The sequence below is a fragment of the Pedobacter sp. GR22-6 genome (assembly GCF_037402555.1).
Classification (GTDB): Bacteria; Bacteroidota; Bacteroidia; order Sphingobacteriales; family Sphingobacteriaceae; genus Pedobacter.
This window is the reverse complement of record NZ_JBBEUC010000002.1, coordinates 778,159-792,161: the sequence shown is the minus strand read 5'-3', so window position 1 is coordinate 792,161 and position 14,003 is coordinate 778,159. Positions and strand designations below refer to the sequence as shown.

The following is a 14,003-nucleotide window of genomic DNA, read 5'->3' as shown; positions in this document are numbered from 1 at the left end:
AAATAGCTTTTTACTTTTTGATTTGTTCAATCTCTTTTAAGCTATCCATTTTCTTGTAAGCCAGAAAGCCTTTAATATCCTCAAAGTGCTCGCGCACACGCTTGTTTCCAAACTCAAATACTTTTTGGGCCAATCCGTCAAGGAAATCCCTATCGTGAGATACCAAAATCAAGGTACCATCAAAATCTTTAAGCGCATCCTTGATGATATCTTTGGTTTTCATATCCAAATGGTTGGTTGGCTCATCGAGGATCAATACATTTACCGGCTCCAGCAAAAGTTTGATCATTGCCAAACGGGTTTTCTCCCCCCCGGAAAGTACTTTAACCTTTTTAGTAGTATCATCTCCGCTAAACATAAAGGCTCCCAAAAGGTCTTTGATCTTTATGGTGCCATCACTCAATGGAATCTGGTCTATAGTTTCAAATACGGTTAAATTCTCATCCAGTAAGGCAGCCTGATTCTGAGCAAAATAGCCGATTTTAGAATTGTGCCCTACTTTCAGGCTTCCATCAAAATCAATCTCACCCATAATGGCTTTGATCATGGTCGATTTCCCTTCACCATTTCTACCAACAAAAGCTACCTTTTCTCCACGCTCTATCACCATGGAAGCTTTCTCAAACACGACATGATCACCATAGGTTTTTGTCAGCTCTTCTACCATCACAGGATATTGACCTGAGCGTGGTGAAGGTGGAAACTTCAGTCGCAAAGCTGATGTATCTACTTCATCAATCTCTATGACTTCAAGCTTTTCAAGCATTTTCACACGCGACTGCACTTGCAGGGTCTTGGAATAAGTCCCTCTAAAACGGTCTATGAATTCTTGGTTATCTGCAATGAACCGTTGTTGTTCCTCATATGCCTTCAACTGGTGTACACGCCGATCTGCACGCAATTGCAGGTAATGACTGTATTTTGCTTTGTAATCGTAGATCCTGCCCATAGTTACCTCGATCGTACGGTTGGTGATATTGTCTACAAAAGCACGGTCGTGAGAGATTACCATTACTGCCTTTGCAGAATTGATCAGAAAATCTTCCAACCATTGTATACTCTCGATATCCATATGGTTAGTAGGCTCATCTAATAAAATAAGATCAGGCTTCTTTAATAAAATCTTTGCAAGTTCTATCCGCATACGCCAGCCACCGGAAAACTCAGAAGTCTGCCGATTAAAATCCTTACGTTCAAAACCTAAACCCTTTAATACCTTTTCGACCTCTGCGTCATAATTGACTTCCTCAATCGAATAAAATTTCTCGCTCAGTTCAGATACTCGTTCGATCAGTTTCATGTAATCGTCACTATCGTAATCTGTACGGATGGTCAACTGCTCATTCAGCTCATCAAGTTCCGTCTGCATCTGATTTACCTCTTCAAATGCCTTCATAGTTTCTTCAAACACAGTTAGCTTATCCTGGGTTAGTAAATGCTGGGGCAAATACGCAATCACAGCATCCTTAGGCCCCGTTACATTTCCAGAAGTAGGTTTTGCTACATCTGCGATAATCTTCAAAATTGTCGACTTGCCCGCGCCATTTTTGCCCATTAGGGCAATCTTATCATTTTCGTTGATGGAAAAGGTAACGTCGCTGAAGAGGGTGGTTCCGCCGAATGAAACGGAGATGTTATTTACATTGATCACGATTGCAGGTATTAAATTTGCGGCAAAGATAATGGAATTTGGCACAAATCCGGAAATCAGAAAAGCCTCTGATTTCCATCAGAGGCTTTTGCCAATCCGTAAAAGATACACCAGAATTTTAGATTCCGCAGGCCTGTAACATCATATGATGTAAATCTGTATTCTTTACAAATGGCTTCAACTGCTCGCTACCCGGACCATACATTGCCAGTTCCACATAATCTGAAGAATGTCCCATAGAAGCAAATCCAACTGAGGTATACTTATATTGAATCTCAGCCAGTAATTTGAATGGAAGCTTTTTCGGATTATATAAACCTTCGCCGTCTAACTTCACAAAGTGCTCCAGCAAAGAGGCTGCCTCAGCTTCTTTGATCACCAGTTTCTGAGCAGCTTCAATTTTCTCTACCACTTGTTTTGCCGTATCGCCGGGAGAGATGCTCCTCAGAACACGGTCGTTGGTTTGTTTAAAGGACTGAATCTTGTCAAAGTTCTCGTCATCACCAAACAGCCCCGGATTGGCGTTACCATGATCGGTCGTAATAATCACAAGTGTATCTTTATTTTGATCCGCAAATTTCAAAGCCACTCCTACCGCTTCGTCAAAAGCAATTTGGTCATAGATCAGTCCGGCGGTATCGTTGGAATGAGCGGCCCAATCTACCTTACCTCCTTCTACCTGCAATACAAATCCATTTGAATTGTGCTTCATCTGGTTAATTGCGGCGGTAGTCATTTCGGCCAATGAAGGAGTACTCTTTGCCAAGGCTGCATCCTGTGACCTGTCTAGACTAAATGGCAAACCATCTTCATGAAAGATGCCCAATATCGGCTTGTCAGCCGGCAAGCCTTTTCTCATTTGTTCGGCATCGGTCAGTACTGCAAATCCTTTCTGATTGAAAAGACCCAATACATCCTTCTTATCTTTCCTTTTTGCCGCACTGAAAAATTCCGATCCACCTCCCATCATCACATCAAAACGCAAATCAAGGTATTGCAGCGCGATACCATCCTGATCACTTCTCGCATCACTATTTACACAAAAGCCAGCAGGTGTGGCGTGTGTAATTGGAACTGTTGTCACACAACCCACCGATTTACCCGCAGCTTTAAATTTTTGAAGAATAGGCTTATGCAAAGTACCATCTGGTCCCACATTTAATGCCCCATTATTGACACGAACACCACCGCCCCAGGCTGAACTGCCCGCAGCAGAGTCGGTCACCAGGGCGTTGGCAGAAGCCGTATCCATAAATGCTCTCCTGCCTTTTTGCTGCTCGTACAATGAGATCCAATTGCTCACCCGCCCCTCCTTCCGGCGCAGGTATAGATCGGCCATATTCAAGGTTCCTGTACTCATTCCGTCACTCACCAGGAAAATGATATTCTTAGCAGTCTTACCTGCAAAATCTTCATGATTACTCAGCTCTCCCGCTATAGAAGTTACAGGAGCCAATGCAGTGCCTGCTACCAGTAGACTACTGTTCTTAAAAAAATCTCTTCTTTTCATTTTATGTTGTCAAAAACCCAGAAGGTCTCAACGACAAACATAATTCTAAGACATTACGATCATGTTAAGATTATGCAATGCTTTAAGGAACAACGGCTCAACACCAGATCATTTTTCTTCCACTACATTTAATATTGAGCCAGGATTTCCGACATATCAAAGACAGGAAACAAAGAAAAATCTGATTTTCATGAGGTGCTTAATTTGCAAAAGTTTGATTTAAGTCAAGCAAAATTATCATTATATTGGAGTGTTCAAATGGCTTTAGCGTTGAAATATCGAACTCCATTGGAATTGCATTGTTAATGATTTGGATTTCAATAAAGTTGCCTATATTAACTCATCTAATGTTTAGATTTACCTTAGCAAGAATAAACTACCACTAATCTCTTGACAATTAACGCCTAGTTTAATCACATAATAGTAAGTACCCAAGGGCAAAGGTTCTCCACCTTTTGTTCCATCAAATGCAGTAGTATAGTTGTTAGCGGTAAATACCACAGCACCATAACGATTAAAAATAGTAACCCTCGCTTTTGGAAAATTCTCTATGTTTTTAATTACCCATTTATCATTTATTCCATCGCCATTAGGGCTAAAGGCATTGGGTGCCTCGATACCACCCTGTACTAGCTTAATTTGTATGGGAGTTCTTTCGCTCTCACACTCGGCAAAAGCATAAGTCATGTACAGTGTTTTGTTATCTTTGATATTTAAGTTAAACACGCCTGTTTTATTGATTGCGATTGGGTTAACGGCATACAGGTCATCATATAATCTATAAGTTCCAGTTGTAATGTTTGCGGCAATAATCGTTGACTCCCCTAATGCGCAAATATTTACAGATTCTACAATTGGCATAGGTGGCGCTTCATTGATATTTGAAATAACAACCGTTGCACTTGCGGTATTACAGTTATTGCCACTGGCATCAGTAACTGTTAAAGTGTAAGAGCCCTGTTTCACTTTAGTTAAAACCAACTCATTACTAACCTTTACGTTAAATTCATTTTTCCACTCATAAGTATAGGGTCTTACCCCACCAGTAACTGTAAGCATAGTTACGGCGGCCTTTCCACTTTCACATTTATCCATTTCAATCCCTGCATTGTTGATACTGACATCAAGCGGCTCTATTCGATCAATGCTATATTTTTGGTAGAAACTTTCGCAGCCATTAATATCTGTAAGATATAAATCATAATCACCATCTTTTAAACCTGTAATTTCGGGCGTATCTCCAATTATTGATCCGGTTGGCCCTACCCACTTCATGGCTTTGATGAATGGAGCACTTGGTCCAGGTATTATGCTGATGCTTCCATTATCCAAATTACAAGAAGCAGAAGATTTTGAAAAGGCAAAAACCGGATAAACAGTAGACACCTGATTTTTAATGATATATCTTTTGCTGTCCTTAAAACAGGTACTGTTAGCTACTCTTAGGTGATAAATCCCTGGTTTGGCGTTAAGCAGTTGCGGGGCATTGCCAACGAGGGTATTGGTTTCATCAAACCATTGGTAAGTGAAGTTGGCGTCTGTAGAAAAAGCGCTAATGTTGCCAATCTTACCGTCGTTTTCTGCGCAGCTAGCATTGCTTACTTGTACAGCTTCCTCATTAAGGTCAATGCTATTTAATTCGGGAATAGAATAGGTGGTAATAGATGTACATACACTTTCATCCTTAACTTCGAGTTGATATTTACCTGCAGGCATACCTATAAGATCTTTAGTGTAACCAACTATATCTTGTTTTTCATTTCTCCATTTATAGCTAATTGCTCCAATACCTGTTACGCTAATTTTTTTAATACTTCCTGTGGCTGATGAACAATTAGAATGAGTAACTTCAATTGCTGAATCATCTATAAATGGGGCGCCGATGCTTTTGATCTGTACCGGACCATAAACCATTTCACAGTCATCTGTCGTTACGATTTTTAAAGTGTAAGTGCCTGCCTTTAATTTTGCGATAGACAGCGTATTACCCATTACTTCGTTTAGCTCATTTGTCCAGGTTAATGATCTGATGGCGTAATTGCCTGCATTAATTAATGATAATCCGTTGATAGACCCATTTTCGTCATTACAACTAGCGTCTATCTTTGAAATGAACCTATCTTCTATCTTGGGTTGTGCGTCAAGAATGTTAAAGAAACGTTTTTCCGTCTTGCAATTAGGCCCCATATAAGCAGTAAAAGCGTATGTACCTGCTTTAAGATTTGAAATATCCAGGTTGCCTCCAATGTTGTTATTATCCGCATCTAACCATTCATATTTAGTAGCTCCGGCAACTTGAATACCTGTGATCGACCCATTTGCTAGGCCACATGTGGATTTGTTAGTAACTACATTGCCAAAGTTTACGCTTAGGCCTAAAAACTGTGAAGTTCTATTGTTTAAGGTTGCAGAAGCGGTAAAACCTGTACTATTGGCTACCGCTATTGACCAAGTCCCATTCGCTGCGGCGAAGGTAGTACCTAAGTATGCTTTTGCTTCACATTGCAAACATTCTCCATCTGAAAAAACTTCTATTTCGGCATTGGGGGTTGCAGTACCTGTTATAATGCCATTGTTATAGCCTAAAATTTCTATTTTAGGTATCTCTACCCTTGAGTTAAGCGAACTGTATAAAATGGGTGCAGTAGAAACGCAATATATGGAATTTCTTTCTATCACTACATCGCCACAATCACTAGCATATATCCCACTGGTTCCAGATCCAAAATTTACGCGGTAAGCCATTACATTAGCCTCACCTAGATTTTTACCACCAATTCTGATATTGTTGCAATTTTGCAATTCAATCATTGAGTAGCAATACGCTTTGGTCATGTCACTATTTAATCCTAACCTATTGCCTTGTATCAGCCCAGACGTGGAGATGTTTTTCAAGCTGAACCCACCACTCAAAACTACATTGTTGCCAACAATTTCGATTCTTTTAAAATCTTGAAAATTATTAGGGCTGCCTATTCCGGAAGGAAGTCCCTCTGTACCGAAGTTATTGTTTTTAACTTTACAAAGCTCACCTACACTTTCTACAGCTTGCGTAGCTGGGTTAACTCCAGAAATATGGACACCATAGTTTCTGAAGCCCCATGAATTTCCTTCCGCCTTTGTTTCTCCGCCTAAGATGATGTTGTCACATAAGCGAAGATCAACCGTACCGCCAAAAGCAGTTCCCACTACATTGGTTTTATCTGCCGTAATACCAAACCAATTCGATGAAATTTTAATTCTATTGGTTCTGAGCATATAGATATCATAGTCGCAAAGAAGAAATATGTTTCCTTTCCCTACACCCCCAATGGTAATGTCTGCACTGCCTGTGATGTTGATTGTTCTTATTCCTCTTTGGGCGGCGTTGAAATTTGAAAAACAAAGACCGTAAATTTCTACATGATTGATGTTTGTACCATTAAAGGCGCCCGTCTGATTGCTAAGATATTCATTTAGGGTTTCTATGGTAACTTTGGCATCGGAAACACCCAGTTTGGCACCAGGAAAACTTGTGCCATCTATCACCAAAGAAGAGGATAAAATTAATGGACTTGTAGTACTAATTTTACCAGCCGTTAGCGCAAAATAAACATAATCAGTTTCTGTAGTGCCATTTGCAGCTGCCAAATTTAATGCTTCTCTTAACGTTCCTGAACCGCTATCTGCACCACTTGTAACTGTAAAAATAGCTGCTTTCATATTTAATGCAGCAAATAGAAAGGTAAGCAAAAATGAGTAGCGAAGCATAGATTGTTAAATTTGCAATTTAATTTGAACAAATGGAATAAAAAGATAGAAATTAACAGAGTTCAATCTAAGGAAAAGGAGGATAAATGTGCTATTAGTTATCCGTGTATGTAGTCTATAGACTATCGATATTATTAATGATCCGAAATAATCTGAATAAGGATGCGGTTGCTGATGAAATAAATATAAAACTGTATAGAAATACAAAACTATATTTTATCGCCTGCTCTACAATAGGCATGACACCCAATCTATTTGATAAACAAGGATTTAGATCATAAAAAAACCGGAAAGAATGTTTCGAAAAACTATCTTTCCGGCAAGTACCCGGAGCCGGAGTCGAACCGGCACGGTTTCCCACAGGTGTTTGAGACCAGCGCGTCTACCAATTCCGCCATCCGGGCATTTCCTTCGTTTGCGGGTTGCAAAGATATCGATTAGAATTTAACTCGCAAATATTATTTCAATTTTTCTTCTTTCAATTGTTTGTCCACCCAAAATGGCGCAAATGGGATCAACGAAGCACCGCCAAAAAGCACTCCCTTTTTAAAGCTCCATTTGTATTCTACCCATGCCATGATCAGAAACACAATATAAAGCATAAATAAAAGCCCGTGTGCCCATCCTGTATATTTTACAGCCAAAGGCATGTCCGCCCAATATTTCAGGGGCATTGCAATGAACACAAGGAAAACGTAAGATAGTCCTTCCGCAACAGCAATTTTTCTAAACAACGACAAAGTATCCATATCTATTCATTAGGCCTCAAGGCCAGTTATTCAGCAGCAATCTTCGTCAGACGCTCCCTGATTCTCAATAAGTATTTATTTCTATAGTAAAGGTCTTTCACAGCCAAAAGCGCCGCCCCTTGCTCATCCGCCGATTTAGACTCAAATCCGGTTGTCAATTTACCTATCTCATCAGAAATACCCACTTCAAGCTCTCCAATTTCCAGTTTAAGCGCTGCTAAACGCTCAGCATCCGGCTCAAACTGCAGATCCATGAGTGCCTCATTTACTTCCATCATATCCATCAGAAAGCTTTGGGGCAATACGTAATGTTCTCCTTCTTCTATTAGACCTTTCAGTTCAAGTATGTAATTCAAGCGCTTCTGAGGATCTGATAACACCTGATAAGCTTTATTATTGACGGTGCTCATGTCCAATACCTCAGCCTGCTTCTCCTCACTTTCATTGATGTAAAAATCAGGGTGATACTTTTTACTCAAAGCGTAAAACTGTTGCTTTATGAAAGCCACATCAGGTTGAAAACTTAGCGGTAAGCCATAAAACTCAAAATAATCGGTCATGGTCACTAATGCATTATGGCCTTGAAGATGTCATTCCCCAGCACGAAGACCATTAACGACAGCAACAAGACAAAGCCTACAATCTGTGCACGTTCCATAAATTTATCACCCAATGGTTTACCTTTGATCATCTCAACGATCAAAAATACCACATGTCCACCGTCCAATGCCGGGATCGGCAATAGGTTCATAAATGCCAGGGCGATTGAAATGAAGCCTGTAGAAGCCCAAAATCTGGCCCAGATCCACTCACCGCCATATACCTTACGCGCAATCTCCACTGGTCCTGAAAATGCTTTGTTGGCTTTGATCTTTCCAGTCAATACTTTCCAGATTCCTTTACCATTATCGCTGAATACTTTCCAGGCCTGGTTTACCCCAATCGGGAAAGAAGCAAGCAATCCGTATTTGATGGTTTCTTCTTTGATTTCACTGACATTAAAACGGATACCTACCGTACCCGCAGTGTCTACAGGTACATCAATGGCCAAAGCTGAACCATCACGGATCACATCAATGCTGGTCAGCTTGCCCTTGTTTTTCACAATCTGTGCTTGTGCATCCACATCATAGATTACCGGAACACCTCCTACCGCTGTAATGCGGTCACCGGCTTTTATTCCAGCCTTAAACGCGGGCTTATTTGCCGGTACGCTATCAATGGTCGCAGTACGCAGCGGCATTCTGCTGATGAATTCTTCTATACCCAAATCAGACACCTTATTTAAAATGTTGTCCGGAACTTTAATCTCCATCGGCTGTCCAGCACGGATAATGCTCAATGTGGTATTGCCAAGCAATACTTTAGAACTAATCAGTTCTTCAAAACGCACTACCTTTACACCATTAACGGCAACAACCTTATCTCCTTTTTTCAAACCGATCTCTTTACCGATCTGACCAGGATTGATTCCCAAAACAGAATCATTTGGTATAAAGGTTTCCCCATACTTGAAAGTCAGCATCCAGAAGATCAGGATACCTACAATAACGTTGACAATGATACCACCCAGCATCACGATCAAACGTTGCCATGCTGGCTTCGACCTGAATTCCCAGGGCTGTGCAGGCTGTTTCATAGCCTCTGTGTCCATCGACTCGTCGATCATACCAGTGATCTTCACATAACCGCCCAATGGCAGCCATCCGATCCCGTATTCGCAATCCCCTCTTTTGAAGCTGAAGAGTTTGAAACCCCAGGCATCAAAAAACAGGTAAAATTTCTCTACTTTAATTCCAAAGGCACGCGCCGCCAAAAAGTGTCCCAATTCATGTAAAATTACTAGTATCGATAATCCCAGAAGTAACTGGGCCGCCATAATCAGTCCGCTCATATATAATTTTAATATTTTATGTTTTGATTGTAATTCAGTTGTTTTGTTACGAGTTCGCCGGCAAATATACGCGTATACCGGTCGGTTTCTAAATAATTATTAAGGCTGGCTTCTGCCACAAATTCGATACCTTCCATACAGGATTCGATCACATCGCTCATTTGTAAGAATCCAATCTGATCCTGCAAAAAGGCATTAACCACCACCTCATTGGCTGCATTGATGATACAGGGCATATTTCCACCCCTGCGCATCGCGAGATAAGCCAGCTCCAGATTCCTGAAGGTTTCTTTATCAGCCTGATGAAAGCTCAGATCGGGATAATCCATAAAGTTAAAACGCTTAAAATCACTACTAATTCTCTCCGGATAGGCCAGGGCATAATGAATCGGCAGTTTCATATCGGGCAGCCCCATCTGAGCTTTCATCGAACCATCATTGAACTGTACCAGGGAATGGATGATGGATTGCGGATGAACAATTACGTCAATCTGATCGGGCTCCAGGCCAAACAGCCATTTGGCCTCTATCACTTCTAAACCCTTATTCATCAGGGAAGCAGAATCTATCGTGATCTTGGCACCCATGACCCAGTTGGGATGCTTCAGCGCTTCATTCTTCGTCACGGTGGACAAAAACTCAGGGCTTTGGCCTCTGAATGGACCGCCGGAAGCAGTCAGGTATATTTTTTCTATGCTACTTTCTTCTTCACCCACCAGACATTGAAAGATCGCCGAATGTTCTGAATCTACCGGAATGATGCGCACTCGGTATTCTTTCGCCAAAGCAGTGATCAAATCTCCTGCCACCACCAAAGTCTCTTTATTGGCCAAACCGATATCTTTACCGGCTTTAATCGCTGCAATGGTGGGCTTTAGACCGACGGCCCCCACCACCGCAGTCAGTACCAGATCTGCTTCAGGCAGGCTCGCGGCTTCGCAAAGACCGTCTTCGCCGGACAATACTTGTATGGTGGTACCCGATAATGCTGACTTTACTGTTCCATATTTGCTGTCATCGCAGATCACGACCATTGCAGGCTTAAACTGCAATGCCTGGGAAATCAGCAAATCGGCATTGGATTGGGCGGTAATTGCGGTAACCCGGTATAGGTCTGGATTAGCGGCAACTACAGATAATGCCTGGGTCCCAATAGAACCGGTGGAACCTAAAATGGATATATTTTTCAATCTATAAATCGCTTTAATTCTTCTGCAATCTTCCTGTCGTTAGATAATCTCGGAACCTTATTTTGCCCACCAAGTTTTCCCTGGCTGCGCATATAGTTCACAAAAGCATCTTTTTGCAACGACCGTATGATCAAAGGTTGCAGTATCTTCCCTTCAATGAGGTCAAAATAGTAAATATTCTTCTTTTGTAAGGCTTCATCTACCTTTTTACTAAAAGAAATTAAATCTGTAGGCGGCACTGCAAACTCCACGAACCACTCGTGGTAAGGCAATTCTCCCGCCGGCGTAGCTACTTGTGGTGCTACGGTAAATTCGGTAATGCCTATACCTGCTTCATTGGCCACGGTCAGCAGGGCATGCTCTACCTCTTCTCCGATCACGTGCTCGCCAAAAGCAGAGATAAAATGCTTGATCCTTCCGGTGACCACAATCTTATATGGATTTTTGGAAACGAACTTAACTGTATCCCCTATGCTATAACCCCAGAGGCCGGCACTGGTATTCAAAATCAACGCATAGTTTTGTTCCAGCTCTACTTCTCCCAGGCTGAGCCGCGTGGGATTGTCATTGTAATATTCGTCCGCAGGAATGAATTCATAAAACATGCCCGCATTAGCCAGCAACAACAGGCTTTTATCGTTTTGAGTATCCTGATAAGCTATAAACCCCTCAGAAGCAGGATAGGTTTCTATCGTATCGATCTTCTTGCCGATACTGGCTTCAATCTTTGCCCGGTAAGGTTCGTAATTGACCCCTCCGTAGACGAAAAGGCTGAAATTTTTAAAAATATCCTTGATCTGCTTTCCGTTAGCTTTCTCCTGGAGTTTATCAAAATACATCTGCACCCAGGGCGGTATCCCCGAAATCAGGGTCATGTCTTCATGGTAGGTTTCTGCGACAATAGCATCTACTTTCTCCTCCCAGTCTTCTAAGCAATTGGTCTCATAGGAGGGCAACCTGTTCTTTTGGAGATAGCCTGGCACAAGGTGCGCTACAATGCCCGACAAACGCCCAACGTTGATGCCATTTTTCTTGGTCAGCACCGGACTGCCCTGTAAAAAGATCATCTTTCCATTCACAAAATCAGCCTTCCCGGTTTCGTGGATATAAGTCAATAGTGCATTCCTGGCTGCCTTAACATGCTCTGGCATCGATTCTTTAGAAATAGGAATGTACTTCACTCCGGAAGTTGTACCCGATGTTTTCGCAAAATACTGGGGCTTGCCCTTCCACATCACATCGGGTTCACCGGCAACTACCCTATCGATATAAGGCCGCAGTTCTTCGTAATCCCGTATCGGCACCAAGCGCTTAAAATCCGCATGGTTGCGGATTTCCGAAAACTGATGATCTTTACCGAAAGCAGTGTGACTGGCCGATTCAACCAGCTCCAGCAGCGTCTTCTGCTGTGCAGCTACTGCATTTGCCTTCCACTTATTGATGCCCCGCACCACCAGGGCCGCAAATGGCTTACTTAATGCCGCTTTTAAGCCCATATTTTTTTAAACAATATTATGTAAGATATCTGGCTCACCCTCACCTTTGTAATCACTCATCATCTTACGGTAAGCTACGGTAAGTGCCACACTGGCCAGAGGAACAATGATAAAGGCACTGAGCACATTCACAAAGAAAGCAATCAGCGGCCAGTGAATATAACCAAAGAACAGGTTCAGCAAATGGAAACCTGCCAAAACCAATAACAATAAAAAGATCTTCGTAAAGTTTCCTTTTGTAGTGGCCAGACTATATTTGATTGAGGCAAAAGGCCCCAGGTTTTTGTCAATAATGAAGAATGGAAAAAAAGAAATCCTGACCCAGGTAATGAAGATGGCGACAATACCCACTGAAATGGCCACATTAGTAATGATCTCCATTCTAATTCCGGTATAGATAAAGGGGAATGCGACTAAAATCACTACAGAATACACCCCGATGATACACAACATGAAGTACAAAGTCGCAATCAGGAACCTGATGATCTGCTGCCTGGTCGGAATGGTGCTTACAATACTCACATCATGTTCCTCATCATCCAGCAGGTGGAAAATATACCTGAACAGGGAAAGATTGATCGTAAAATAGAACATGGTGAAAATAAATGACATCAGCATCCTGAGTGCCAAATGCACCTCACTCATGAAAAATGCCATCAAACTGGATGCAGCATAGGTGATGAACATCAAAAAGCACAGCGTAGCAATCGAAAAGTAATTTCTCTTCGTCACTGCCCAGGCCTTTACAATCACCTCATTTACAGTAAAAGTACTGTCCTTTAAAAACTCTATCATTGTCGGTTGAGTACTACACGTTTAATTAAATCCTGCATAAATCCCAGTCCATAAGCAAACAGCTGGATGAACGCAGCAATAATGCTCAAAAATGCAACTTTTAATGATTTATTAACCTGCCAGGAATGAAAAAATATCAACATAAAGTATACCAACATCAAAAAATTGCATACAAATGCCAAAGGCCAATAAAAGATATTGATGAGTAGCGTAAAAAAAAAGCCACAGGTGAATACGGCAGGAAAGAAATGCACCAATTTTAGCTCTTTAGGAAAATGTTTATAAATATTGATTCTTGCCCTTCCGAAGAAATGCAACTGCTTATAAAACTGTGCAAAACTCGTCCGGCGCTTATGGTATACCTTGGCTGCCGGGATCAGTCCGATCTTGAATCCGGCTTCATGGATCCTGATGCTGTACTCTATGTCCTCACCCAGCCGGGTCAGAATATAGCCTCCTACTTTTTCCCATACTTCCCGGGAAACGCCCATATTGAAGCTTCGGGGATGGAACTGACCAAGGTGCTTGGCATTTCCCCTGATCCCACCCGTCGTAAATGGTGAAGTCATGGCATAGCTGATTGCCTTTTGCACTGGCGTAAAACTTTGGTGTGCAGCATCCGGTCCACCATAAGCATCCAGCTTATGCTCAAATAAATAATCCCTTACAGTTTCCAGGTAGTCTTTAGGAATCAGACAATCTGAATCAAATACCACAAAATAGTCGCCTTTTGCACGCTCGAATCCGTAGTTCCGGGCAAAACCTTGCCCGGCATTGGGCTTTACATAATAATGAAGATCCAGGGCATTGGCATATTTATCGATCACGGCCCCGGCATCTTTCACAGAGCCATCCTCTATCACCAACACCTCAAACTGCATATAAGTCTGCTGTGTAAGGGTATTCAACAGTTCATTTATCTCCTGCGGACGGTTGTATAAAGGGATTACAATGGAAAAAAACATGGT

Annotated in this window: 10 protein-coding genes and 1 tRNA gene; all 11 read right to left on the bottom strand. The window is 41.8% G+C overall.

Features of this window, described 5'->3' with window-relative positions; genetic code table 11:
• Positions 1 to 10: 10 nt before the first annotated feature.
• Positions 11 to 1,651, bottom strand: coding sequence for an ABC-F family ATP-binding cassette domain-containing protein (locus tag WAE59_RS10940; protein ID WP_337855998.1), 1,641 nt, complete (start codon positions 1,649 to 1,651; stop codon positions 11 to 13).
• A gap of 118 nt (positions 1,652 to 1,769) precedes the next feature.
• A complete protein-coding gene (locus WAE59_RS10935; protein ID WP_337855997.1) occupies positions 1,770 to 3,161 on the bottom strand; it encodes an alkaline phosphatase in 1,392 nt (463 codons plus the stop codon).
• Between the two features lie 357 nt (positions 3,162 to 3,518).
• A complete protein-coding gene (locus WAE59_RS10930; protein ID WP_337855996.1) occupies positions 3,519 to 6,863 on the bottom strand; it encodes a gliding motility-associated C-terminal domain-containing protein in 3,345 nt (1,114 codons plus the stop codon).
• Positions 6,864 to 7,235: 372 nt separating this feature from the next.
• Positions 7,236 to 7,315: transfer RNA gene (locus WAE59_RS10925), tRNA-Leu, on the bottom strand.
• Positions 7,316 to 7,369: 54 nt separating this feature from the next.
• A complete protein-coding gene (locus WAE59_RS10920) occupies positions 7,370 to 7,660 on the bottom strand; it encodes a DUF3817 domain-containing protein (protein ID WP_337855995.1) in 291 nt (96 codons plus the stop codon).
• Positions 7,661 to 7,686: 26 nt separating this feature from the next.
• Positions 7,687 to 8,220 (bottom strand): Fe-S protein assembly co-chaperone HscB, encoded by a 534-nt coding sequence (gene hscB / locus WAE59_RS10915; RefSeq protein WP_337855994.1) that lies wholly within the window; start codon positions 8,218 to 8,220, stop codon positions 7,687 to 7,689.
• A 5-nt stretch (positions 8,221 to 8,225) separates the two neighbouring features.
• Entirely contained in the window at positions 8,226 to 9,554 is a 1,329-nt protein-coding gene (gene rseP, locus WAE59_RS10910) for an RIP metalloprotease RseP (protein WP_337855993.1), read from the bottom strand.
• A gap of 8 nt (positions 9,555 to 9,562) precedes the next feature.
• Positions 9,563 to 10,744, bottom strand: a complete 1,182-nt coding sequence (locus WAE59_RS10905) for a 1-deoxy-D-xylulose-5-phosphate reductoisomerase (protein WP_337855992.1) — start codon at positions 10,742 to 10,744, stop codon at positions 9,563 to 9,565.
• Positions 10,741 to 12,240, bottom strand: coding sequence for a GH3 auxin-responsive promoter family protein (locus tag WAE59_RS10900; protein WP_337855991.1), 1,500 nt, complete (start codon positions 12,238 to 12,240; stop codon positions 10,741 to 10,743). The genes WAE59_RS10905 and WAE59_RS10900 overlap by 4 nt, the downstream gene beginning before the upstream one ends.
• 6 nt (positions 12,241 to 12,246) lie before the next feature.
• Positions 12,247 to 13,035 carry a hypothetical protein gene (locus WAE59_RS10895; protein WP_337855990.1) on the bottom strand — a complete coding sequence of 263 codons (789 nt, stop codon included), beginning with the start codon at positions 13,033 to 13,035 and terminating at the stop codon, positions 12,247 to 12,249.
• Entirely contained in the window at positions 13,032 to 14,000 is a 969-nt protein-coding gene (locus WAE59_RS10890; RefSeq protein WP_337855989.1) for a glycosyltransferase, read from the bottom strand. The genes WAE59_RS10895 and WAE59_RS10890 overlap by 4 nt, the downstream gene beginning before the upstream one ends.
• Positions 14,001 to 14,003 lie beyond the last annotated feature (3 nt).